At 64.3% G+C, this 22,198-nt stretch carries 26 protein-coding genes and 1 riboswitch; of the genes, 12 read left to right on the top strand and 14 right to left on the bottom strand.

The genetic code is table 11. The features are described 5' to 3' along the window. The first annotated feature begins 158 nt into the window (after positions 1–158). Positions 159–1,220: an acyltransferase gene (locus tag BJD99_RS16115; RefSeq protein WP_256895878.1), complete on the top strand. Its 1,062-nt coding sequence runs from the start codon at positions 159–161 to the stop codon at positions 1,218–1,220. Here the strand turns inward: BJD99_RS16115 and BJD99_RS16110 are convergent. Continuing rightward, entirely contained in the window at positions 1,204–2,145 is a 942-nt protein-coding gene (locus BJD99_RS16110) for an LLM class F420-dependent oxidoreductase (protein WP_084348180.1), read from the bottom strand. The genes BJD99_RS16115 and BJD99_RS16110 overlap by 17 nt on opposite strands. A 187-nt stretch (positions 2,146–2,332) precedes the next feature. On the opposite strand from BJD99_RS16110, the gene BJD99_RS16105 reads away from it, so the two are divergent. The 4 genes from BJD99_RS16105 to BJD99_RS16085 all read left to right on the top strand — a co-directional run bounded on the left by BJD99_RS16105 (position 2,333) and on the right by BJD99_RS16085 (position 5,527). Further along, complete coding sequence (locus BJD99_RS16105; RefSeq protein WP_256895799.1) at positions 2,333–2,677, top strand: rhodanese-like domain-containing protein; 345 nt, start codon at positions 2,333–2,335, stop codon at positions 2,675–2,677. A gap of 179 nt (positions 2,678–2,856) precedes the next feature. Beyond that, entirely contained in the window at positions 2,857–3,699 is an 843-nt protein-coding gene (locus BJD99_RS16100) for a DUF4328 domain-containing protein (protein WP_256895798.1), read from the top strand. Continuing rightward, positions 3,696–4,463 (top strand): glycerophosphodiester phosphodiesterase family protein, encoded by a 768-nt coding sequence (locus BJD99_RS16095; protein ID WP_084348178.1) that lies wholly within the window; start codon positions 3,696–3,698, stop codon positions 4,461–4,463. The genes BJD99_RS16100 and BJD99_RS16095 overlap by 4 nt, the downstream gene beginning before the upstream one ends. A 152-nt stretch (positions 4,464–4,615) precedes the next feature. Then, on the top strand, positions 4,616–5,527 hold the full coding sequence (locus BJD99_RS16085) for a DUF5926 family protein (RefSeq protein ID WP_179142370.1): 912 nt from the start codon (positions 4,616–4,618) through the stop codon (positions 5,525–5,527). An 88-nt stretch (positions 5,528–5,615) separates the two neighbouring features. Here the strand turns inward: BJD99_RS16085 and BJD99_RS16080 are convergent, their stop codons facing one another. The 4 genes from BJD99_RS16080 to BJD99_RS16065 all read right to left on the bottom strand — a co-directional run bounded on the left by BJD99_RS16080 (position 5,616) and on the right by BJD99_RS16065 (position 9,296). Beyond that, a complete protein-coding gene (locus BJD99_RS16080) occupies positions 5,616–6,170 on the bottom strand; it encodes a ferritin (RefSeq protein WP_084348176.1) in 555 nt (184 codons plus the stop codon). 163 nt (positions 6,171–6,333) lie between these two features. After that, positions 6,334–7,524 (bottom strand): LCP family protein, encoded by a 1,191-nt coding sequence (locus tag BJD99_RS16075; protein ID WP_256895877.1) that lies wholly within the window; start codon positions 7,522–7,524, stop codon positions 6,334–6,336. A gap of 166 nt (positions 7,525–7,690) precedes the next feature. Further along, positions 7,691–8,497: a CPBP family intramembrane glutamic endopeptidase gene (locus tag BJD99_RS16070; RefSeq protein WP_084348174.1), complete on the bottom strand. Its 807-nt coding sequence runs from the start codon at positions 8,495–8,497 to the stop codon at positions 7,691–7,693. 31 nt (positions 8,498–8,528) lie between these two features. Beyond that, positions 8,529–9,296, bottom strand: a complete 768-nt coding sequence (locus tag BJD99_RS16065; protein WP_084348173.1) for a DUF2470 domain-containing protein — start codon at positions 9,294–9,296, stop codon at positions 8,529–8,531. A gap of 106 nt (positions 9,297–9,402) precedes the next feature. On the opposite strand from BJD99_RS16065, the gene BJD99_RS16060 reads away from it, so the two are divergent. The 3 genes from BJD99_RS16060 to BJD99_RS16050 are packed head-to-tail and all read left to right on the top strand — an operon-like array spanning position 9,403 to position 11,742. Beyond that, positions 9,403–10,119 (top strand): hypothetical protein, encoded by a 717-nt coding sequence (locus tag BJD99_RS16060; RefSeq protein ID WP_084348172.1) that lies wholly within the window; start codon positions 9,403–9,405, stop codon positions 10,117–10,119. Between the two features lie 31 nt (positions 10,120–10,150). Further along, positions 10,151–11,080, top strand: a complete 930-nt coding sequence (gene pheA / locus BJD99_RS16055) for a prephenate dehydratase (protein WP_084348171.1) — start codon at positions 10,151–10,153, stop codon at positions 11,078–11,080. Next, positions 11,077–11,742 (top strand): histidine phosphatase family protein, encoded by a 666-nt coding sequence (locus tag BJD99_RS16050; RefSeq protein WP_084348170.1) that lies wholly within the window; start codon positions 11,077–11,079, stop codon positions 11,740–11,742. Before pheA ends, BJD99_RS16050 begins: the two co-directional genes overlap by 4 nt. A gap of 22 nt (positions 11,743–11,764) precedes the next feature. Here BJD99_RS16050 and BJD99_RS16045 read toward each other — a convergent pair whose 3' ends face one another. The 4 genes from BJD99_RS16045 to BJD99_RS16030 form a co-directional block, all read right to left on the bottom strand. Next, entirely contained in the window at positions 11,765–12,592 is an 828-nt protein-coding gene (locus BJD99_RS16045; protein WP_256895797.1) for an ESX secretion-associated protein EspG, read from the bottom strand. Then, positions 12,577–13,842: a PPE domain-containing protein gene (locus tag BJD99_RS16040; RefSeq protein ID WP_256895796.1), complete on the bottom strand. Its 1,266-nt coding sequence runs from the start codon at positions 13,840–13,842 to the stop codon at positions 12,577–12,579. Before BJD99_RS16040 ends, BJD99_RS16045 begins: the two co-directional genes overlap by 16 nt. Positions 13,843–13,914: 72 nt before the next feature. Next, positions 13,915–14,217 carry a PE family protein gene (locus BJD99_RS16035; RefSeq protein WP_084348169.1) on the bottom strand — a complete coding sequence of 101 codons (303 nt, stop codon included), beginning with the start codon at positions 14,215–14,217 and terminating at the stop codon, positions 13,915–13,917. 92 nt (positions 14,218–14,309) lie between these two features. Next, on the bottom strand, positions 14,310–14,876 hold the full coding sequence (locus BJD99_RS16030; protein WP_084348168.1) for a histidine phosphatase family protein: 567 nt from the start codon (positions 14,874–14,876) through the stop codon (positions 14,310–14,312). Positions 14,877–14,931: 55 nt separating this feature from the next. After that, positions 14,932–15,070, top strand: a riboswitch (cobalamin riboswitch). 31 nt (positions 15,071–15,101) lie between these two features. On the opposite strand from BJD99_RS16030, the gene BJD99_RS16025 reads away from it, so the two are divergent. Both BJD99_RS16025 and BJD99_RS16020 read left to right on the top strand, forming a co-directional pair. Further along, the gene (locus BJD99_RS16025; RefSeq protein WP_084348167.1) at positions 15,102–15,296 is read left to right on the top strand and encodes a CbtB-domain containing protein; all 195 of its coding nucleotides are present in this window, start codon (positions 15,102–15,104) and stop codon (positions 15,294–15,296) included. 17 nt (positions 15,297–15,313) lie between these two features. Continuing rightward, entirely contained in the window at positions 15,314–16,081 is a 768-nt protein-coding gene (locus tag BJD99_RS16020; RefSeq protein WP_373270552.1) for a CbtA family protein, read from the top strand. Between the two features lie 151 nt (positions 16,082–16,232). Here the strand turns inward: BJD99_RS16020 and BJD99_RS16015 are convergent, their stop codons facing one another. Continuing rightward, positions 16,233–16,565 (bottom strand): metallopeptidase family protein, encoded by a 333-nt coding sequence (locus BJD99_RS16015; protein WP_084348165.1) that lies wholly within the window; start codon positions 16,563–16,565, stop codon positions 16,233–16,235. A gap of 13 nt (positions 16,566–16,578) precedes the next feature. Continuing rightward, the gene (locus BJD99_RS16010; RefSeq protein WP_143542195.1) at positions 16,579–17,670 is read right to left on the bottom strand and encodes a septum formation family protein; all 1,092 of its coding nucleotides are present in this window, start codon (positions 17,668–17,670) and stop codon (positions 16,579–16,581) included. Positions 17,671–17,703: 33 nt separating this feature from the next. On the opposite strand from BJD99_RS16010, the gene BJD99_RS16005 reads away from it, so the two are divergent. Both BJD99_RS16005 and serS read left to right on the top strand, forming a co-directional pair. Then, positions 17,704–18,099 (top strand): ankyrin repeat domain-containing protein, encoded by a 396-nt coding sequence (locus BJD99_RS16005; protein WP_084348163.1) that lies wholly within the window; start codon positions 17,704–17,706, stop codon positions 18,097–18,099. A 10-nt stretch (positions 18,100–18,109) separates the two neighbouring features. Then, the gene (gene serS, locus BJD99_RS16000; RefSeq protein ID WP_084348162.1) at positions 18,110–19,363 is read left to right on the top strand and encodes a serine--tRNA ligase; all 1,254 of its coding nucleotides are present in this window, start codon (positions 18,110–18,112) and stop codon (positions 19,361–19,363) included. 7 nt (positions 19,364–19,370) lie between these two features. Here serS and BJD99_RS15995 read toward each other — a convergent pair whose 3' ends face one another. The 3 genes from BJD99_RS15995 to BJD99_RS15985 form a co-directional block, all read right to left on the bottom strand. Beyond that, positions 19,371–20,621, bottom strand: a complete 1,251-nt coding sequence (locus tag BJD99_RS15995) for an NAD(P)/FAD-dependent oxidoreductase (protein ID WP_084348161.1) — start codon at positions 20,619–20,621, stop codon at positions 19,371–19,373. 78 nt (positions 20,622–20,699) lie between these two features. Next, positions 20,700–21,128, bottom strand: a complete 429-nt coding sequence (locus BJD99_RS15990; protein ID WP_084348160.1) for a hypothetical protein — start codon at positions 21,126–21,128, stop codon at positions 20,700–20,702. A 169-nt stretch (positions 21,129–21,297) separates the two neighbouring features. Next, positions 21,298–22,143, bottom strand: a complete 846-nt coding sequence (locus tag BJD99_RS15985) for a hypothetical protein (RefSeq protein WP_084348159.1) — start codon at positions 22,141–22,143, stop codon at positions 21,298–21,300. Positions 22,144–22,198: the final 55 nt, after the last annotated feature.

Below are 22,198 nucleotides of genomic sequence, written 5' to 3'. Positions count from 1 at the left end.
CGGCGAGGTCACGGGTTTGCGCTACGATTCGTCCGGCAGATGAACGAGAACCTAAGATTGCCCGCGTGGTCTCCTTGCGTAGGTCGAGCAAGCATGCCGACACCCTCACTGCCGCCGAGCAGGTACGTGCACCGCGCGTCGAACTCACCGGCGCAAACCTGCTTCGGTTCCTTGCCGTTCTGGCGGTGCTGTACTCCCACATCTCGTTCTATCTGATCGACGACCGCGGCGAGGGCTGGTGGGTCATCGACGTCGTCACTCGCGTCGCAATCGACGAGGCCGGGCTCAACCAGCACCTGTCCTTCGTGGGCGTCGCAGTCTTCATGATGTTGACTGGTCTGCTGGTCACTCGGTCGGCCATGCGTCAAACCCGTCGGGACTTCATGGTCAGCAGGCTCGCGCGCCTGGTCCCGGCGTTGTGGTTGGCCGTCGCTGCGGCGATCGTTCTGGTCCGGCTCGGAATCAACGGAATGTTCAGCGGCCAGGACGGCATCACCAACAGTGAAGCCGCGCTCAGCTTCCTTCTCGGTGGGTTCTTTCTGAAGCCCGAGGTCGCGGTGCTGGGCGTCACCTGGACGCTGACGGTCCAGTTGCTGTTCTACCTCTATTGCGTCCTGGCCAGGGATGTCCTGCGGGCGCGGCCGGTCGTCGTTCCGATTGCCGGAGCCGTGCTGTGCGCGGTGGTTCTGATCTACAACCTCTACATCCCGCAGCCATGGTCGGTACCGATGTTGTCCAAGATTGCGGCCACTCTGCCGACGCTGTTCCTCGGGCAGATCATCTATTTGGGGTGGGCGAAGATCATCGGGTGGAGATGGGTCGTCGTGGCCGTTTTCGCGCAGGTCGAGGTGGTGCGATTGGCGACCGATATTCACGCTTACTGGGCAGGGGACCAATACCTCTGGACCATAGTCGTGGTGGCAGGAACGGTCCTTCTCCTCGGGCGCTACGACGGCCGAATCGCACATTGGGAGCTCGTGCGGTGGACGAGCACGCGCAGTTACGCCATCTATCTGGTGCACACGCTGATCCTGTACCGCGTGTACGAGAACGTTGTCCCGCTGACCGGACCCACCGGCGCAGTCCTCGTGTTCTTGGGCGTGACGGCCGTCGTGTCGGAAGTGGTCTACCGGTGGGTCGAGGTTCCTGCGGCGCGATGGCTGAACATGCGCTTCCGCAGCGGCAGTAAAAGTGGAGCCGCGGTCAAAGCTGCGGAATGACCTCCGACGCCACCAGCTCCAGATGATCGATATCGCTCAGGTCGAGCATCTGGAGATACACCCGTTCGGCGCCGAGCTCGCTGTACCGACCGATCTTGTCGACAAGTTCGGCAGGGCTGCCAGCCAGGCCGTTCTCTCGCAGCTCCGGTACCTCGCGTCCGATGACCCCTGCACGTCGTGCGATCTCTTCTTCGGTCCGTCCGCAGCACAGGACGAGAGCGGTGGAATAGATCAGCGAACTCGGGTCCCGACCCGCGGTCGACGCTGCATCGCGTACCCGGCCGAACTGTGCGTCCGTGTCCGCGAGGGAGGCGAACGGAATGTTGAACTCGTCGGCATACTTCACCGCAAGAGCGGGGGTCCGCTTCTTGCCGCCGCCGCCGATGAGAATGGGCGGACGGGGGGACTGCACCGGCTTCGGTAGCGCAGGCGAATCGACTATCGGGTAGTACTTTCCGTCGTGCGAGAACGTCTCTCCCGACGGCGTTTCCCACAACCCGGTGATGACGGCCAGGGACTCCTCGAGCTTGTCGAAACGCTCACCTAGTGAGGGAAACGGAATGCCGTATGCCTTGTGTTCCTCCTCGAACCACCCAGCACCCAAACCGAAGTCGACGCGTCCGCCGCTCATGGCATCTACTTGAGCGACGCTGATCGCCAATGGACCTGGGTAGCGAAATGTCGCCGACGTCACCAGTGTCCCGAGCCTGATAGTCGACGTTTCGCGAGCTATGCCCGCCAACGTGATCCACGCATCCGTCGGTCCGGGAAGACCGTCGGAGTTCATCGCCAAGTAGTGATCCGAGCGGAAGAAGGCACCGAATCCTGCCCGCTCTGCAGCTTGCGCCACACGGAGAAGGTCGTCGTACGACGCACCTTGCTGTGGCTCGGTGAAGACGCGGAGTTCGACTGTCGGTGTGGCCATGCCCTAATGCTAGAAGGCTCGGGCGCATAGTGACGGATACGGACCGAGGGTCGGCGCCTGTGGATAAAAACCGGCACGGAGTCTTTTTCTGTGGATGAGCCTGTGGAAACTGTGGATAACCTGCGCTGAGGACCGTGAGTATCCACGGGGGTGGCAGTGTTCGCCGGACCCGTGACAAGATCGGGGAGTGTCAGCCTCGGATCTGTCCTCTGTGCCCGCCGCCGAACTTCCAGTGGAAACGACCGGTTCGGTCGTGCTCCTCGACGTCCGCGAAGACGATGAATGGCAACACGGTCACGCACCGGGAGCGCTGCACATTCCCATGAATGAAGTCCCGTCTCGGCTCGGTGAGATCGATCAGGACGCCGAACTGTACGTCGTCTGCAAGGTAGGTGGACGCTCCATGCAGGTGGTCCAATACCTCGCGCGGATCGGCTACGAGGCGACCAACGTCGATGGCGGAATGGACGCGTGGCACGCCGCGGGTCGCCCAGTCGTACGCGACGATGGCGCCGAGGCGAGAATCCTCTAGTGTCCGCATTCCAGGTCTGCGCGCGATGTGCCACTCGCTGGCCCGTCGGGACGCTACCTGCGGTGTGGTGTCCTCGGTGCCACGGAGTCCTGCTCTCCCCGGTGTCGACGCAGGCCCCCGCCCAGGGTGTTCGAAACTTTCGCTGGGTAGCGCGCCCGCCGAGAAGTAAATCCCCTCGCGTGCAGAATCCCGTCGCGTCTCCGGCTTCCGCCACCCCCCGGTACGAGCAGATTCCCCGGTGGGGGCTGATCGACAATCCGGTGCCGAAGAAGTCGGACGATCCCTCCCGGCGCGAGCGCTGGGCCGAATCGGCGCCCGGATTGCTGACGCTGACGATGGCCCTGTTGGCACTGGCATGCGTCGCCGAACTGTTTCGATACGGAATCCTGCTCTACAACCGAACACGGTTGGTGAACCCCAGAGTCCTCATGGCCTCGGACGCACTGGTGGTGTTCGCCGAAGTCGCCTCGATCATCATCGGAGTCTCGGCCGCCGTGGCCGCTGTGTCCTGGCTGGTGGTGCGTCGTGGAGAACACTTCGCCCGCGCAGGCAGCCGCGACCCCCGAAGAGCTACGACGATGTATCTGGGATCGCTCGTCCCCGTTCTGTCCCTGGCGATGCCGGGGGTCTACCTGACCGAATTGGTCGACATTCGAGGCGGCATCGAACGGACGAAACTTCTGACGCTCGTTCGAATCTGGTGGGCAGTCTGGGTCCTCGATTGGGTCCTCGTACTCACCGTGACATTGTGGCGGTTTCGGGACTCCCTGCAAGCCGAGGCCGACGGAGTGCTGCTGTCCGCGGTGGGGGCAGTCGTCGCTGCAGCCGTGGCGTTCTCGACCCTCCTTCTCATCCGCGGGATCGACGGCCAAGGGCTCCGCGGGACCGACCGCGCAGCCCCTACCCGCTGGGTCATCTCCGTCGACCGCTCGGAACCTGCTGTGAGTTCCTCCGAATCCGCATCCGCATCCGCATCCGAATCCGAAGCTGCGGCAAGTGATGAGAAAGTGACGGCCGGGTGAGTCCGAGCCGTCGAGACCCGTTCGTCGTCGCGCATCGCGGTGCGTCGGCGGAGAAGAAAGAGCACACGCTGGCCGCCTACGACCTCGCCCTGCGTGAAGGCGCCGACGGCCTCGAATGCGACGTCAGGCTCACTCGCGACGGCCACATCGTCTGCGTCCACGATCGCCGCGTCGACCGAACATCCACCGGGTCCGGCCGCGTCAGCGAACTACACCTCGAGGCACTCAAAGCGTTCGACTACGGCGACGACGCGGAGCCGGCAGAACTGCTCACTCTCAGCGACCTGATCGAACTGGTCCTCGACTGGACTAGCAAGCCGACCAAGCTGTTCATCGAGACGAAGCATCCAGTGCGATACGGCAGCCTCATCGAGAACAAGGTCCTCGCCGAGTTGCATCGCTACGGATTGGCACAACCGGCGTCCGCGGACTTCTCGCGGGCGGTCATCATGTCGTTCGCCCCTACCGCGGTCTGGCGAGTGCGCAGATTCGCGCCGTTGTTGCCCACGGTCCTGCTGGGTGAGTCCTCGTACTATCTCGGCGGCGGCGCAGCGACGACGGTCGGTGCCACGGCTATCGGGCCGTCGATCAGGAGCTTGCGCGAGCGCCCGTGGATCGTCGATCGAGCTGCAGCATCCGGCCGTGCGACATACTGCTGGACCGTCGAGGAGAAGGCAGACGTCGAACTGTGCCGCGATCTGGGTGTCAGCTGGATTGCGACGAACAATCCGGGCCGTACGAGGGCTTGGCTCGACGGCTGCTAGGAGCGGAGCCTGCGGAGTGACTCGATGGATCAGGAGCGGAGCCTGCGGAGTGACTCGATGGATCAGGAGCGGAGCCTGCGGAGTGACTCGATGGATCAGGAGCGGAGCCTGCGGAGTGACCTCGAGAGTGGTGCGGCGTGTAGGTTTCGGGCGTGGGTAAGAGCAAAAGAAACAGTGGCCCGAAACAGGGCAGTAATCGTGCAGCGCTGATAGCTGCACGCGAAGCCGAGCGCGCAAATATGGAGGCGGCGCCGGTTCGGCCGTTCCAGGGTGTGGCTGCGGAGTGCGATCTCGTCGCGATGCGTGAGTTCGTTCCGTCGGCGACGGCGGTGACGCCGGTGGATGCGTCCGGTCGGACGATCACCATTGCGACCGTGCTCCCCGGTGCGGTTGCCGCGTTGGTCCGGGAATCGGATTCGGCGGTGAACGGCTTCGTCGGTTTGCAGGTACAGGCGCATTCGCCGAATATTGCGGCCGATTTGGCGAGCGCTCTGGAGTGGGCACGGCAGGCCGCACCGGGCGAGTCGCTGGATGCGTCGATTCCGGACGGCAACACCCCTGCATTGGCCGAGGTCCTCGACCCGTCGGCGCAGCTGGACATCACCGTGTACCAGGATTTCAACTGGTGGCTGCCGGAGGGGCTCGAGCCCGCGCCTGATGTGGCTGCGACGGTGGAGCGCGCCAACCAGGCGATCATGCCGTCTGCGCGTCTGGAAGGTGACGGTCTCGTCGCTGCGTGGTGGGTCGATGCGGGAGCCAAGGCGCATCTGCGGTGGGTTCGTCCGGAGAGCGAGGACGACTTGATGCTGGCGCTCGCTCGCCTGCATGCGGCAGGGGATCTCACGTTGGGTGAAGGCTCGCGGTACGCCGGTTCGTTCCGTGCGCACGGCCTGTTGGTCCCGGTGTTCGATCTCGATCCCGAAATGCATCCGACCGAGTGGTCTTCGCCGGCCGTGACATTCGGTGAGAAGTTGAACGAGGCGCTTACTGTGGACGGCCCTCTGACGTCCGAGCAGCTGCGCTCGCGCGACGGGCTTCGTGGCCGTCAGGTGACTCTGCGCTGACGTTGCGCTGAACCATTGCGCTGAAACCGAATGTGGAAGCTATGCCGCCGGCATAGCTTCCACATTCGGTAGAGCGCGTCGAAGGTTTCTACAGGGAGCCGCCTGCAGATCGCGGTGCGCTGGTGTCCGGTCCTGCGGGACTGCTCATCTCGCGGGCGACGAAGTCTTCCAGATCGAACAGGTTGTGGCCTGCGCGGTCAGCGATGTTGAGCAGCGTCGTCATGCTCGCAACCTCTTCGACCTGCTCCTTGAGGAACCACTGCATGAACTGCTCGCCCACGTAGTCGCCCTCTTCGCGGGCCGTGCTCGCGAGCTGGATGATCTGCTCGGTGACGGTCTCCTCCTGCGCGAGGGCCAATGCGATGGGCTCGCGTGCGTCGGTGAAGACGGACTTCGACGGATCGACGCCGGTGAGCTCGACGGTGATGTCGCGATCGAGGAAGTACTGGACGATCATCATCGCGTGGTTGCGCTCTTCTACGGCCTGTGCGTAAAAGTGCTTGGCCAACTGCGGGAGATCGGCATTGTCGAAATACACTGCCGTGGCAATGTATTGGTGCGAGGCGTTGAATTCGTTGCGGATCTGATCACGCAGAAGCGCGTGGAATTTCGAATGTGTGGTGTCTTTGATGTCAGCGCTCATGTCGTAGAGAATAGGCTGGTCAGAGGGCATTGTCATGCAAGCTCAGCCTTATTGAGGCCACGGTTGCCTACATTAGATTTACCTAACTCTTTATTCTCGACTGCATAATTGTCGAAATATTTCGAGGGTTTGTCGGCGGCGCGTACTACATCGATTCCGGTGGTCAGGGACCGCTGGTGAGCAGATCCTGTGGAATTTGGCGGTCCTGTGCCAGTGCATCGAAGAATTGGGATGCGCGATCGTTGTCCCACAGTAGGACGTTGCCCACGTCGGAGTCCTCGAAGCCGGCGACGGGCACTGTCGTCGTGACGAGGTCGCCACGCATGGCCCACGCCAGCGATGCCAGATTCCAGAAGTGGTCGCCCTCGTCCACGCTGAGCGAGGAGGCGGTGTCCTTCATCAAGGGCCAGATGCGCAGCGGATTGAGATAGGTAGCCGGACTTGTCGCCTTCGCGAGCAGCGCCGACATGAACTGACGCTGATTGTTCATTCGATCGAGGTCGGCGAGAGCGGTTGCACGTGAACGCACGAAGCCCAGAGCATCGGATCCGGCCAACTCCTGGCAGCCTGCAGGCAAGCTGATGCCGGCCAGTGGATCGTCGATGGCGGACTGGAGGCAGACGTCGACACCGCCGAGCGCGTCGACGATCCCGGCGAAACCGCCGAACCCGATTTCCGCGTAGTGGTCGATGCGTACCCCGGTGGCACCCTCGACGGTCTCTACCAGCAGCGGAGGACCCCCTAACGCGAACGATGCGTTGAGCTTGTCCTGCCCATTGCCCGGCACCGAGACGTAGGAGTCACGGGGCAGGCTGACCATCGTGGTGGCGCCGCTGCCTTCGGGAATATGAATCAGAATGATCGTGTCGGTGCGACTCGGGCCTACTTCACCGCCCGTCGCCAACGCAGCTTCCTGCTCGGGCGTCATGCCGGCGCGGCTGTCGGACCCGACGAGTAGCCAATTGGTGCCCGGGGTATCGGCGACGCGGCCGTCGTAGCTGCTCAGTGCGTCCACGCGCGTCAGTGAGCTGTCGACGAAGTAGACGAGTCCGCCGAGAAGCAGTGCCAACACGAGAAAGACAAGGCCGAGCCGTCGACCCCAGTGTCGCTTCTTGCGCACACGCGGAGGTTTTGCCGGCTCCGGACGCCTGGGTGAGCGTTGCGGGGGAGGCGGGGTCCTGCGTCGTGGTGGTTCCCCGCCGTACCCCTGCTCGCGATAGGGCTGTGGGGTTTGGCGAGGGGCCCAGTCGGGTTCGCGCGGGTAATGCTGGGTCGAATTCGGTGGGCGTGACACCGAGCCGGGCTCGGGCGCCTGGGACCAGGCCTGCTGCTGTGGACGACCGTCGCGGCGGATGACTTGAGTTCCCTCGGGAGGCGGTGGGGGTGGGGTGCGTCGGTTCGGGGGTGGTGGCCGATAACCGGGAGGCGGCCGCTGGCCGGGAGGCGGCCGCTGGCCGGGAGGGGGACCTTGTCGAGGGTTCCCTCTGTTCCGCTGGTCGTCGTTCACGGATCGACTCTACCTACGGCAGCCACGAGAGATGGTCACGCAAGGCGGTGTAACCGACGAAAGCAACGATGTCGATGAGCGCATGTGCGATCAGTAGTGGCCATAGTCGGCTGGTCTTCTGCCAGTACCTTCCGAAGACGAGTCCCATGGCCAGGTTGCCGATGCCGCCGCCGAGACCCTGGTAGAGGTGATAGGACCCGCGTAGTAGCGCTGATGCGAGCAGTGATGAATTCTCGCTGAATCCGAGGCGTCGCAGCCGGGAGATCAGATACGCGACAACGATGATTTCTTCGGCGGCAGAGTTGGCGAAGGCGTACGCGACGAGAGCTGGGATTCGCCACCAGTGATCGTCGATCGTGCTCGGCACGACAGTGAGATTGAGGCCGAGGGCGTTGGCGACGAGGTAGAGCAGCAGTCCGGGGATACCGATCAGCGCGGCCAGACCCAGGCCGGGTACGGCGTCGCTTTTCCACCTCGGTTTCGCAAGGCCGATGAGACGAGGCCCCAGGCCCGCCCGCCACAGCAGATACATCCCGAGAGCGCCCCAGGCGCAGAGCCGGAGGATACGTAGAAGCTGGTAGAGCAGATCGATGATCCCGAGGCTCGAACTCGAGGTGTTCAACGCGACGGTTTGTTCCGACAGGCTGCCCGCGACCAGTGCGTCCTCGACGAGCGAGAGGATGCTGCTCAGTCCGCTGAGCCCGAACGTGACCAGCAGAACGATCGCAATCTCGATCTTGATTGCTCGTCGCTCGGTCGGGTCCGGTGGTGGGCCGGTGTCAGGCGTGGGTGGCGACAGCCAGCCTTTGAGGGCGATCACATAAGCGAGTGTGCCCTGTCGGCCGGTGCTGTCAGCCGCGAGCTCGCAGTCCGTTCAGAAACGGGCACCCGGCGAGTACGCGGAGAGCACGGCTCAACCCCATGCTGTCGTCGACGGGCCGAGGGAAAGGCAACCGTACGTCGTTGTCGCCGTGGTCGCCTTCGATGCGCAGGCTGATCCCGTATCGATCGATTCCCAGCGGCCGGATTCGACCCCTACGGAGCGATGGCGGCAGTCTTCTGGCCAGCTGATCGATGAGCTCGGGATGGTCGACGTCGAGGTGCTGCAGCCAGCTCGTCTCCATCTCCCAGAAGGGGTCGGGCTCGGCGGCGAGGAGGTCCTCGACGGCGACGGGTTCGGCGCCGGTGCCGTCGGCAACCACCGAAGACGACAGGATCAGTCGGAGAAGGATCGTTCCGTGGCCGATGTCGAGCAAGGCCGGGTGCGGATGTTCGGCAGCTACGGCGCCGGCCATCGGCCGCATGAGTGAGGCGGGCACGGGTCGAAGCTCTCCGCGCAGCCACACCAGCGATCGGACCGATTCGCGCAGCTCCAGCGGTGCATGGTCGGTCAGCTCGAGGACCGCGGGTACCCCGGTGCCGGAAAGTTGGCGCGCGAGGATAGCTACTTCCGAATCCTCCGGCACCGCAACTATCACTTCGCCGTTCGGTCGCAGGTGATGAAGCAGGGTGACGACAGGTTCGCTTCCCTCGATCGCCAGCCTTGCACCTTCCGCACGCGCGCAGGCGCTGCGGACTCGTTCAGCGGTAGACGGTCCGGTGGTGGTTGCGCCGATCATGAGTTCCTCCGATGCGGTGCCTAGTAGGTGAGGCAAACCTAAGTTAGTTGACGCTTGCCTTGATCGCAAGTGTCAGGCGCGAATTTCCCCGGTCTACCGTGTAACGGTGTCCATTCCACTCACCCTGGGTGCGCCCCACCGACCCGATCCGCAGGCCCTCGTCGCCGGGCTGCTGCAGCAGCGTTGCCACACCGCCGCTGAAGCCTCCAGCTGTCCCGACGCCGTCACCACCGGCCCCCCGGTCATCGACGCCTCGGTCCTGGCTTCGGTGCGAACCGAGCAGAACTTCGGTCGGATCGTCGTCGAACTCGACATCGATCCGGACGATCTTCGGAAGGATCGACATGCGTCATACGAGGTGGTCAGGTACCACGTGAACGTGCGCGAGGACACGCTCGCGGAAGCCACGTCACTGCGGCTGCCTTCGCCACTGGTGATTTTTCCTGATCTGACCGAAGGCGACGTCATGGAGACGGTGACAGCGATCGTCGACGCGCATCGCACGCCTGGTTTCGGAGCATGGGAATCTCCGCGTCGGATCGCCGACGTCCTCGCGGTGGTCGCGCACGCCGAAGTCGGATTTTCCGCTCGCGCGCGATCGGGCGAAGAGGTACTCGCGATCCTCGCGGCCACCGTCGCTGCACTTCGGGGCGACGACATCCTGCGAGCTCTGGCCGCACCCGACGTCGGTGCGCTGATCGCGCTACGGCCGGAGGCGGCCGAAGCAGTGCGAACGGTGTTACTCGGCATCGAAGTGGACGACGCGGTCGGCGCGCACGCAGTCCTTCTCGCCGCCGGCCTTCTTGGTGTCGGATCGGTCTGACGCGTTTCAGCGGACCCAGTAACCTCGGATCGTGCCTGCAATCGCGTATTTCGGTCCATCGGGAACATTCACCGAGATGGCCCTCGGTCAGTTCACTTCACTCGGCGTTCTCGACGAACTCGGGCTCACCGGAGACGTCCAGCGAGTCCCGCTGTCGAGCCCTCCGGCGACGTTGCAGGCAGTTCGCGACGGCGATGTGGTGGCAGCCGTCGTGCCGATCGAGAGCTCGGTCGAGGGTTCGGTTCCGCCGACTCTGGACGCCCTCGCCATCGGAACGAGATTGCAGATTCTCGCCGAGACCGAGATCGAGGTAGCCTTCTCGATCCTCGGTGCCCCCGGCATGACGCTGGCCGAGGTTCGAACGATCCGCGCGTATCCCATTGCTGCAAACCAGATTCGGCAATGGCTCGACGTGAACCTTCCCCGCGTGGAGGTGCAGTTCGCCTCGTCCAACGCCGGCGCCGCCGAGGACGTCGCTGCAGGGCTTGCAGATGCCGCAGTATCGACGACGCTTGCGGGTGAACGCCTCGGACTTCCGGCATTGGCCAACGGTGTCGCCGACGTCGCCAATGCGCGCACTCGGTTCGTCCTCGTCGGAGCTCCGCGGCCCGCGCTCGCCCCCACCGGAGCGGATCGCACCGCCGTGGTGTTGATGCCGGACAATCAGCCCGGTGCTCTGCTCGGTGCACTGTCCGAGTTCGGGATCCGCGACATCGATCTCACCAGAATCGAATCACGGCCCACCCGAACCGAATTCGGGACCTACCGGTTCTACGTAGATTGCGTCGGACACATCGACGATCCAGCCGTGTCCGAAGCTCTCGGAGCGCTGCATCGCAAGATGGAACTTCGATACCTCGGATCTTGGCCTGTCGCCACGGGAACAGGACGGACGCCCCCGTCGTTGGACAAGGAGATCGAGTGGTTGGCGGGATTGCGCGCCGGAAAAGGGGATAGATGACTGGCAGGCTGATCCTCGTCCGACATGGCCAGACGTTCGGCAACGTATCCAAAAGGTTGGACACGCGGCCGCCCGGGGCCGCCCTCACTGATTTCGGCCATGAGCAGGCGCGGAAATACGGGCAGTCCATAGCAGGGAAACCGCCGTCGGTGCTCGTGTCCTCTATTGCTCTGCGCGCACGGCAAACCGCCGAACACATAGCGCTGGCGACGTCCTCGATGATGCTCGAGCGTGATGGCCTGCAGGAAGCCTCCGCAGGCGATTGGGAAGATCGCACCGACAAGGAAGCGCACGACGGATTCACCGCCGTTTACGGCGCATGGCACCGTGGTGATCTCGACGCACAGGTGCCGGGAGGCGAGACTGGTCGCAGCGTTCTCGACCGCTACGTGCCGGTCCTCGAGCAACTACGCGAGCAATACCTGTTCGAGGATGATCCACGCGATGTGGTGGTGGTCGGGCACGGTGCCGCCATCAGACTGGTCGGTGGCGTCTTGGGCGGCGTGGACGGAGCATTCGCCGCGGACAACCACCTCGACAACACCGGGACCGTCGAGCTCGCACCACTTGCCGGCGGCGGCTGGGCATGTGTCCGCTGGGGGACCTTCGTTCTGCCGTTTCAAGGTAAAGGCAGCCACACGCTCGACGATCCGATCAGCTGACCGCTCTGATCAGCCGCCCGCGTCAGCCGCCCGCGCCCGCGATGAGCTCCTCGATCGCAGATCGCACGCGTCCATCCGAACCAGGCGACAACGATGTCCACTGTCGACCATCTGCCGCCATCGACGATGTTGCCACGATCCGGCCACGCCGAGTGTCGAAGAACGCGACCGGATTTTTCCCGACGGTCCGGACTCCGGAACCGACTGTGACCGAGGTGATCTCGGCGTGGGCCGAGCACGTGCTCATGGCTGCGGCGACGTCGGCAGCTGCCGAGTCCTCGATTCCGATGTGGGAGAGTCTCGCCGAGGTGGCGACGCGATCGGTCGGTGCGCCGTCGAGCGCCTCCGCCAGAAGATCCGTCTCCGCGGCGATTCCGTGAAACTCGAACGGCCTTCTCACACCGAGTGCATCGAGCAGTTCCTGCGCCGGATCCCCCACCGAAGCGCGTAGGCGGAGCCACCCACCCGAAGCCACAGCGAGAACCGAACCGCTCTCGTTGGACGCCAAAGCGATCCGGGTCATCGAAGAATCGCTGGTGAACGGTCTGCTGATCAATCGCGCAGCGATGAACCACCGCGGTCGATCCAGAACACGCAACCACATCTCGAGGTCGGGATGGACGCGCCCGTCGGGCAACAATCCGTCGTGATCGAGACCGTCGTACCCACGCCGAAGTGCTGCCGCTCGCTCGGCAGCCCCATCGAACCGCGGGAACACGTCCAGCACTACCGGTAGCTCGACGATTCCTAGGGCCTCGACGAGGTAGTCCATCCGATCGGCGTCGAGCTCGGCGGAAGGAACGGTGTGGCCGAGAGGTCGAGTCCCCAAGTCGATCAACGATCGTTCCATGTCGGTTCCGCGCCGATGACCGACGGTGCAACCGTGCGGCCGTCACCGAAGTGCTCGAATTGCTTCAGATAACCAGGCGTCCGATGCTCTTCGTCTTCGTCACCCTGAGCCCCGGCTGCCGACGCCGGCCCACCGGCACCACGGGCCGTGGCTGCAGCATCGTTCGCACCCGCCCCGAACACACCCGAGCCGTTGGCGCCTGCCAGAACGCGCTCACTGCCTGCCGTCGAGGATGCACCCCCCGGTCCGTTGGGAGCCCCGAACGCGGCGCTTCCGAGACCGCCCGACACCCGGCCGAAGCCGACCCCGCCGGTGCCCGCTGACCCGGTGGAACCGGTGGACCCGAAGGCCATTGCTCGCGTTGCCGCCGAACCCGGTGGTCCAGCATCGGCTCTGCCTGCACCCGCGAGCGGTGATCCCGCCGAGCCCTGTGAAGAGTTCTGTGAGTTCATCAGCGTCGATACCGCGGATCCTCCGACATTGGTGGCCGCAGAAGCAACCGTGGTGACGCTGGAGCCGGCGATCGAACCCGCAGAGCCGGCCACCTGCCCCGCGGCAGCCACCAACGCAGGATTCTGAACCGCTGCCGTTGCTGCGGCGATGACCGCTTGCGCGGGTGAGGTGTGAGCGCTGAGCCCGAAGGCTTTCGTTTCCTCGTAGGAGGTGCCCCTGGCGATACTGCCGTCGGGCCCGGAGGTGCCACCGGACGTGTCGTTGACGATCTCGGGCGGCCGATCGAACGAGACCGTCATGGCCAGCGGCGTCGTCGCAGCTTCGTAGGCGTCCATGACGATCGCAGCCTGAACGTCGAGTGTGTGGTCTGCAACTTCGAGCGCTTCGGCGCTGCCGTTCAGTGCGCCACCAGAGCTGTACGCGGCAACTTTGGCGGATTTCACAGCAGCTATCGCGACCGGATTCGGCATCGCAGCGACCGCAGTCGTATAGGCCGCAGCCTCGGCGAGAGCGTGTCCGCTGATCTCGGTGGCACGCATTGCCACACCCTGCGTCCACGCCAAAAATCCGCCGAAGCGAGCCTGAGCCGCATTGGCCGCCTCACCTTCCCAGCCGGCCGCGAGAACAGACATGACCCGACCCACTGTGATCGATGCGTCGGTATAGGCGGCCGCAACCGACCCCCACGCGCCCGCGGCACCGACCAGCGGGGCCGGACCGGTTCCGAGTAGCAACGCCCCTGAATTGACTGTCGCGGTGCGTGGTAGCCACACGACCCCCGTTACTCCCAGTGTCACAACATCTCCCCCGTCATTTACCCAGCCCCGTCAGTGCTTGTGGATAGTCAGTGCGTAAAGATGGTCAGGTCTTCAGATGGTCAGTGCCCGACCGTGTTCGAAGTCGACATCTCGGTACGCGGACGCCTGTACTCGGAGTGCAGCAGCGGCCTCGATCAGTTCGCTGATCGCGTCGGTGGCTGCGGGAGTGAACGAACCCGCAGCGCGAAGAAAGTAGCGATTGGCGAGCAGTGAGACTTCCTCGCTGCCGGCGGGTGTGATCTCGATGGGCATCGCCACGGCCGTCAGACTCGTCTGGAGCCGAGCTGCCAAGCCGTCCAACTCGGCAGCGGCCGCCTCGAGGGCAACCGGGTCGACGCGCACATTTACTGGCATAACCCCACTCCTTCGTCACGCAGCGAAAATTTCGCTCTCGTAGAACTTTGACGACGGCACTGCGTAATCGGTTCCACTCCGCGCAAAAAAGCTCAGGTGATTTTTTCTGCCGCGGAGCGAAGGGTCCATCGCCCACCTCGGAAGTTCAGATTCGTCACCGTCGCAGGAGGGATGTCCACCCGCCAGAACGAGGACGACGGCGCGTCGAGTGCTCTGACGACGACGGCGCGAACGACAGCAGGATGCGTGACCGCCAGCAGCCGACGCCGCTCGGTCGCCACCCTGCTCATCCACTGCCCGACGCGGTCGAACAGTGCGTCGATCGATTCACCACCCGGTGGGACGGTGGAGGTATCGGTGAGCCACCCCAGCAGCTCGGACGCGTCGAGGTCATCCATCGTTCGGCCGGTCCACTCGCCGAAATCGAGGTCGGCGAGGTCGGCGACGATGGCTCCCTGCACGCCGAGGACCGCCGCAGTCTGTCGAGTTCGCCGCTCCGGGGCGATCATCGTCATCTCGGCGTCCGAGTCGAACGTGAGTTCCTCCAGCCGCTTCAGCCCGCCCGAATCGACCGGTTCGTCCGAATGAAACCTGGCGCGACGCATCGCCTCGGTCGTGCCATGGCTGACCAGCGAGAGCCGCGTCACTGTCGACGGCATCGAGCACTCCTCTCCACCCAGGGGCTCATCGCACCCTGGTTCCGATTGACACCGGGCCGAGATCGGTGCCAGAGTTCGCGGGTAAGCGCGATGTGTACAGGCAATTCCGGTGTGAATCCGGAGCGGTTGCGCCACTGTGATCGGACCTCAGCGGTTCCGAGAGCCAGAAAACTGACACATCGCTTCGGTTCGAAAGGGACGCATAATCCCAGGAGGCATTCCATCATGGCCATCGTTCACAATCCCAGCAACGCCACGGAGTCGGCTGCCCTCGCAGTCGTCGTCGCGGCGGTGGTGCTCCTCGCATTCGTCGTGCTCTACCTGGTCGGTTTCGACCAGGGCGCCATTTCACGTAGTGGAATGTACATGCACGAACTGATGCACGACGGACGCCACCTGCTGGGTCTCCCGTGTCACTGACCACGTCGTCCCCGCGTGTGACCACCTTGCAGGGGACCTATCTCCAGTTGCTCGTCCGCGGACTCCTCGCGGGCCTCATCGCTGGTCTGCTCGCGGGCACCATCGCGTTCGTCATCGGTGAGCCGCACGTGGATTCGGCCATCGCCATCGAAGAGGCTGCAGGCGCAGCCGAGCATGTCGAAGCCACCCCGGGCGCACATTCGCACGACGAAGAAGATGCGCTCGTCAGCCGTGACGGTCAGCGTGCAGGGCTGTTCCTCGCAACCGGTCTGGCCGGACTCGCGCTCGGTGCGATCTTCGCGACGGTGCTCCATTACGCGCGACGGTTCACCTCGCTGTCCGGGTCGACGCTCGCCATCGCTGCAGGCGCGCTCGGTTGGCTGGCAATCGAAGCTGTGCCGTTCTTCAAATATCCGGCCAATCCACCTGCCGTGGGCGACCCCGACACCATCAACCAGCGCACCTGGCTGTGGCTTGCCTCGGTCGTTCTCGGATTGTTGGCGGTAGCAATCGGACTCTATGTCGCCAAAACAGTGGCGTCGCACAGTTCGTTGGCCGTTCGGATCGCTGCTCCGCTGGCGGCGTTCCTCGTCGTCGTAGGCCTGGGATACGCACTGCTGCCCACGATCAACGAGGTCGGCGCGGACTTCCCGGCAACACTGCTGTGGGAGTTCCGACTGTCCTCACTGGCGACGCAGGCGACGCTGTGGATCGCGCTCGGCTTGGCATTCGCGTTCCTCACCGATCGGGCCGTCGGGAAGGCTCGGGAGTCGGCCGCGACGTAGCTGTCGGGTGTCGGGCCCACCTCAGTTGGTTGGGGCCCACCCCAGTTGGTTCGGGCCCACCCCAGTTGGTTCGGGCCCACCCCGCCCCCGCTTGAATGGTCCATTCATACGATCAGATGTCTTGAAATCGACCATTCAAGCGGTGGGCAAACTACCCGAAACCCAGCTCGTGCAAGCGCTCGTCGTCGATGCCGAAATGGTGCCCCACCTCGTGGGCGACGGTGATCGCGATCTCTCGTCGGGCGGTCTCGGCGTCGTCGACCATATCCAGAATCGGACGACGGTAGATGGTGATGACGTCCGGTAGGTGCCCGCTGTACTCGTAGCGGTCGGTGAGCGCGACCCCCTCGTACAGGCCGAGGATGTTCTCGGTGGGGTGCTCTTCCTCGACGAGAATGACGACGTTGTCCATGCGGTCGGTGATGTCCGGTGGAAGCGTGTCGAGGGCGTCGCCGACGGCGTTTTCGAAGTCGGCGCGGCTCATGTCGGTGGGAATGTCATCCCCCCGATGTGATCGGGGCCGCACCGGGCAGCGGCTTCGGAAGCGCCCGACCGTCCGGGGCCGAAGGCGGCGGTACCGGCGGTTGACCGTTGATGAGGATGTCGCCCTGTGCGGATCCGACGATCGTCGCGAATCCGCCCGTGTCGAGCTCACTGCCTATCGAACAGCTGACCTGACGGCTACCAGCCAGCCAACTGGTGACGTCGATGTTGTCCCAGAACAGCGTCAGCGTCTTGTCTCGCAGCGCGGTAGGGGAGCCGAGGTATGCGTTCACGGCGTCGGTGCAGACCGTCGTGAGGTAGGCGTCCTGGTCGGCCTCGTTGGGAATTCCGTTCGGAAACTGTTGGCTCAGGTCTGCGACGGAGACGACCTCGAAGGCGTGGGGCGCGCTGCAGTCGACCGGATCGGCGGGCACGTTCTGCAGGATGCCGATGCAGGTGCCGGGCTCCCATACGTTCGACTGATCCAGGTCGAGCACCGAGCCGGTCATCTCCTGCGGAATTCCCGTGTTCGTGGACTTCTGGATTCCACACCGCAACGTCCGTTCGCCCGAGGCCCATCCTGCTTGGCTGGGGAACATCAGGCCGACACTGAACTTGCCACTCGGATCGAACTTGGCACCCAAATAGTCGTCGACGGCACCGACGCAATGCTCGTCACGAAGCTGCCCGAACCGTTGCGCGCCCGGATACACCGAGTTCGGAGCGAATTCGAGCCCGGGATAGGCACTCAGATCGACGTCGGCTGCTACTTCGAATCGATGTGGATCGGCGCAGGAGACTTCGGCGAGGTCCTGTCGGTCGGTCTCGGGGTCTTCGGTCGGCGTCCACTGCAGGCACGTGCCTGGATCGGCCGAGCCGAACGTCTTGGCCGTGACGGGACCTGACGTCGCAGGCCCGCTGGCCGAGTGGGTGGCGATCTTCTCCGGTTGCGAGAAGCCACCGGACACCGAGAGCGTGATCGCAGCAGCCGCGACGGCCCCCACCGCGATAAAGGCGAGTCCCCGGCGCGCAACGTGCGCCGACACTGTGCGCGGGTTGCGTGTCGTTGTGGGTTTCCCCGGCCGGGCCGGATCGCTGGTGGACATCAACTCCATCATGCCCGAGTATCTTCGGTTCCTATGACAGACCCCGATGAGACCAGTGCTGACATCGCCGAGCTTGCGGGCCGACTGTTCACGATGGCCCGCGACGGTGATGCCGAGTCGTTGAAGACATATCTGGACGCCGGAGTGCCGGTCGACCTCAACAACGAGGCGGGGGACACCCTGGTCATGCTGGCGGCCTATCACGGTCACCCGCACACTGTGCGCATGCTGGTCGGCAAGGGTGCGGATGTGAATCGGCCGAACGAAAAGGGCCAGACGCCGCTCGCAGGCGCGGTCTTCAAGGGAGAGGACGAGGTGGTGCGAGAGCTGGTCGAGGGTGGAGCGGATCCGCACGGCGGCCATCCGTCGGCGATCGACGCGGCGCGCATGTTCGGACGCGAGGACTACCTGGGCTTGCTCGGCAAGTAAGGTTTTCCTCGTGATCGACCTGAAGTTTCTTCGTGAGAATCCCGATGTCGTCCGTGCCTCACAGCGCACCCGTGGAGAAGATCCCGCGCTCGTCGACGTGCTGCTCGACGCCGATGCGTCCCGACGAGCCGCAGTGCTTGCCGGCGATCAGCTCCGCGCCGAGCAGAAGGCCCTCGGCAAACGCGTCGGGAAGGCGTCGGCGGAGGAGCGTCCTGCGTTGCTGGCAGGGTCGTCCGAACTGGCGGCGAAGGTCAAGGCTGCGGAGGCGCGCCAGAACGAGGCAGATGCCGCGGTGGACAGCGCGCAACGCGCCTTGTCGAACGTCGTCGAAGAGGGAGCTCCCGCCGGCGGCGAAGACGACTTCGTGTTGATGGAAACCGTCGGTGAGATCCCGACGTTCGACTTCGAGCCGAAGGACCACCTCGAGCTCGGTGAGTCGCTGAAGCTGATCGACATGGAACGCGGCGCGAAGGTGTCGGGTTCGCGGTTCTACTTCATGACCGGTTACGGCGCGTTGCTGCAGCAGGGCATGTTGCAGTTGGCAGCGCAGAAGGCCGTCAAGAACGGGTTCACTATGATGATCCCGCCGGTGGTGGTGCGGCCGGAGATCATGGCGGGAACCGGATTCCTGGGCGCGCACGCCGATGAGATCTACCGACTCGAAGCCGACGATCTATATCTCGTCGGCACGTCGGAAGTTGCGCTGGCCGGGTACCACGCAGGCGAGATCCTCGACCTGTCCGACGGCCCGAAGCGCTACGCGGGCTGGTCGACGTGCTTTCGTCGCGAAGCGGGTTCGTACGGCAAGGACACTCGCGGGATCATCCGCGTCCACCAGTTCGACAAGATCGAGATGTTTTCCTACATCAAGCCCGAGGACGCAGCGGCCGAGCATCGCAAGTTCCTTGAGTTCGAACGCGAAATGCTTGCGGCAGTGGAACTTCCGTACCGAATCATCGATGTCGCCGGTGGCGATCTCGGGTCCTCGGCGGCGCGCAAGTTCGACTGCGAGGCTTGGGTGCCGACGCAGAATGCCTACCGCGAGCTGACCTCGACGTCGAACTGCACGACCTTCCAGGCCCGGCGCCTCAATGTTCGGTACCGCGATGACAACGGCAAGCCGCAGATTGCTGCGACTCTGAACGGAACGTTGGCCACGACGCGGTGGATCGTGGCGATCCTGGAGAATCACCAGCAGGCCGACGGGACCGTTCGGGTGCCGGAAGCTTTGGTGCCGTTCGTCGGAACGGATGTTCTGCGCTAGAACCGTGTCAGATGGTCGGCTTCACGTCGTCGGCCCAGGCGATTCGCTTCGGATTGCCGTGGCACTCGACGATCGCGGCGTGATCGCTGTCGAAGTAGTCCCATGCCCAGGACAGGAACGCGTCGACTTTGCTGTGCGCGCCGCTCAGTAGTGCGGCATGGACGCCGAGCCACGCCGCGAACGCGAGCGGTCCCTCCACCTGATGTCGGTGCGCGCCGACCTCTGCGACGGCGGCCCCGCGGCCGATCATCGCCATGATGCCCTTGTCCTTGTACTGGAAGACCTTCCGATGTTTTCCCGCGATGGTCAGCATAATGTTGTGGGCGGCCCAGGTCCCTGCTTGCTGAGCGACCGAACCCAACTGGGGCAACGTCTTTCCGTCCACGTCGGTAATGTTCGCCACGTCGCCGACGGCGTAGACATTGTCGAACCTGGGGACCGTGAGATCGGCCAGTACGTCGAGTCGTCCGCCGGGCCCGGGCTTCGCGTCGCCGGTCGCGGCCAACGGTGCCGCCGATTCGCCGCCGGCCCAGATGACGGTCCGCGAGTCGATTCGGGTGGAGTCACTGAGCACGACGCCACCGGCATCGACTGCGGTTACGCCGACCCCGAGGCGAACTTTCGCGCCGTGTTCGACCAGCTTGTCGTGTGCGTAGACATGCGAGCGTTCGCTGAACGGCGCCAGCAATGACGGCCCGTGGTTGATGAGCCAGGCCTCCCCGCGACCGCCTGGGTGATTCATCTTGCGCAGAGCGGTGAACAGCTCGGCGAAGGCGCCCGCGGTCTCGACGCCGGTCGGTCCGCCTCCGACGATGACGACGTCGAGTGGATCGTGTTCACCGCGCAGCACCTCGCTGACGTGGTGACGAAGCTTCTCGGCGTCGGCGACGGAGTACAGCGGGAACGAAAATTCCTCTGCGCCGGGCGTTCCGAAGAAGTTGGCGCGCGCTCCAGCCGCGACGACGAGATAGTCGCCCGAGATCTTCTCGCCCGCGGCGGTGAGTGACAGCGAGGCGAAATCCAGGGTGCTGATCTCTGCCTGAACCACTCGGACATTCTCGAAGCTCTCGAAGATCGTTGCGAGCGGTCGTGCGACGTCGGCGGCAGGCAACTGCGCCGTCGCAACCTGATAGAGCAACGGTTGGAACTGGTGGTAATCGTTGCGGTCGACGATGGTGACGGAAACACCTTTGCGCGCCAATTCGTGTGCGCAGGCAATTCCGCCCAGGCCCGCACCAGCGACCACCACGTGTGTCATGGGTTAGAGAGTAGTTGGGTCGGGCGCTTGAATGGCCGCTTCAAGATATCTGATCGTATGAATGGACCATTGAAGCGGTCAGAAGAACTGTCCCACAACGAAACCGGCGACCAGAACGGCCGTCCCGCCGATTTCGCCAACGATCAGCGCCCACATGAAAGCGTGGGTCCCGCGGACCGGATGCTCGAATTGATTGTCGGTGTCCTTCAAAAATCCGTGCACCATGTAGCTTCCGATGGCGGCGACGAAGAAGAAGACGGCGACCAGACCGGCCGTGAGGTTCACCGCCGTCGGGAACGAGCTGAATTCGGTGAGTGCGGCGAGGACGAGTGTCGCGAACGAGTACATCAGCGCCGCACGGTGCGCGATGTCGACGTACGGGTGCGCCAGAGCCGTCGGCGATGTTGCCATCTGTCGGAATTTCCATACCCCCAGCGCCAACGCCCAGAGCAGAATCAGTCCCGAAAGCAGCAATAGAACCTTGGTGTCGATGCCCAGAGTTGTCACAGATTTCCTCCCCGTCGCGCAGATATGTGTGCACCCGACCGCATGAACGGCGCCCTGAAGCTAACTGATCGTATGAATGGACCATTCAAGCGGGCGGGCGGGGACACGGGCGAGCGGGCGAGCGGGGACACGGGCGGGCGGGGACACGGGCGAGCGGGCGCCGGCACCCTCACACGACGTCACCGATGCAGTAACCGTTGGACCCGATCGTCAGGGTGAAGATCCGGTTCTGTTCGACACCGGACACGTCGGTGACGTCGGCGTAGACCGTGGTGTACTCGCCGTCGTTGGCGGCAACATAGACGCTGTCCGGTTTGTACGACGCCGATCCGGTCAGCCGGCCGGGATTGTTTGCCAATGGCGCCGTGGTCGCCGCGCCCGTGCGCTGCGGGTCCCAGATGGCCCGGGTGTCGCATACGAGCGGGTAGTCGCCTTCTAGGTCGGCGGGGTTCACCGGGGTGCCCGTGAAGCGGCCGAGATACCGCTCGACGGTGTATTCGGCTTCGGTGTCCGTGTAAGCGCCGGACGAGCCCCCCGGAAGTACCGCCGGACACGCATACCCGGAGGCGATCTCGCTGCGTTTGACGCTGAGTGTGATGGCTGGGCTACTCCAGGTGACCGCGTATTGCCCGTCGCCGCCGGGGACTGCGGCGGCGTCGAGGATCGATGCGACGTCGCTGTAGCGGGCTGGGACCTCTGACGGCGGGACAGTCCAGCACTTCGCCGTTACCGCAGGGACGCCGCCTGCATCGAGGTCGGTGAGGAATGCCCGTAAGGCTCTGGTGGCCTCGGGGTTCGTGGGAACTTCGCCGACGGCCGGGCCCACCGGTGAAGGTGTGGTGGAGGGCGGTGGTGTGGTCGAGGGTGGTGTGGTGGCGGGCGGCGTTGTCGTAGCCGTTGCCGAGCGTGTCTCGGTGGGAATGCCCTGTTGGCCGTCACCCCCACATGCGGTGAGCGTGAGAACTGCCCCGAACAGTCCCACACTTGCGAAAACGATGCCTCTACGCGAACTCATCTACAGCTGACCTTCCGACTGCGTCTTCTCCCCTGGGTCTTGCAGCGACTACGCT

It is taken from the genome of Rhodococcus sp. 1163 (genome assembly GCF_002091985.1).
GTDB lineage: Bacteria > Actinomycetota > Actinomycetes > Mycobacteriales > Mycobacteriaceae > Rhodococcoides.
This window is presented reverse-complemented; position numbering and strand designations above follow the sequence as displayed.

Bases quoted from the DNA above. Each gene is read 5' to 3' on its own strand.
- BJD99_RS16030 (WP_084348168.1), bottom strand. From the start codon at position 14,876: ATGCCGTCGACAGTGACGCGGCTCTCGCTGGTCAGCCATGGCACGACC.
- BJD99_RS16015 (WP_084348165.1), bottom strand. From the start codon at position 16,565: ATGAGCCGCGCCGACTTCGAAAACGCCGTCGGCGACGCCCTCGACACG.
- BJD99_RS16025 (WP_084348167.1), top strand. From the start codon at position 15,102: ATGGCCATCGTTCACAATCCCAGCAACGCCACGGAGTCGGCTGCCCTC.
- BJD99_RS16005 (WP_084348163.1), top strand. From the start codon at position 17,704: ATGACAGACCCCGATGAGACCAGTGCTGACATCGCCGAGCTTGCGGGC.
- BJD99_RS15995 (WP_084348161.1), bottom strand. From the start codon at position 20,621: ATGACACACGTGGTGGTCGCTGGTGCGGGCCTGGGCGGAATTGCCTGC.
- BJD99_RS16010 (WP_143542195.1), bottom strand. From the start codon at position 17,670: ATGTCCACCAGCGATCCGGCCCGGCCGGGGAAACCCACAACGACACGC.
- BJD99_RS16080 (WP_084348176.1), bottom strand. From the start codon at position 6,170: ATGAGCGCTGACATCAAAGACACCACACATTCGAAATTCCACGCGCTT.
- BJD99_RS15985 (WP_084348159.1), bottom strand. From the start codon at position 22,143: ATGAGTTCGCGTAGAGGCATCGTTTTCGCAAGTGTGGGACTGTTCGGG.
- BJD99_RS16035 (WP_084348169.1), bottom strand. From the start codon at position 14,217: ATGCCAGTAAATGTGCGCGTCGACCCGGTTGCCCTCGAGGCGGCCGCT.
- BJD99_RS16110 (WP_084348180.1), bottom strand. From the start codon at position 2,145: ATGGCCACACCGACAGTCGAACTCCGCGTCTTCACCGAGCCACAGCAA.
- BJD99_RS16065 (WP_084348173.1), bottom strand. From the start codon at position 9,296: ATGATCGGCGCAACCACCACCGGACCGTCTACCGCTGAACGAGTCCGC.
- BJD99_RS16050 (WP_084348170.1), top strand. From the start codon at position 11,077: ATGACTGGCAGGCTGATCCTCGTCCGACATGGCCAGACGTTCGGCAAC.
- BJD99_RS16045 (WP_256895797.1), bottom strand. From the start codon at position 12,592: ATGGAACGATCGTTGATCGACTTGGGGACTCGACCTCTCGGCCACACC.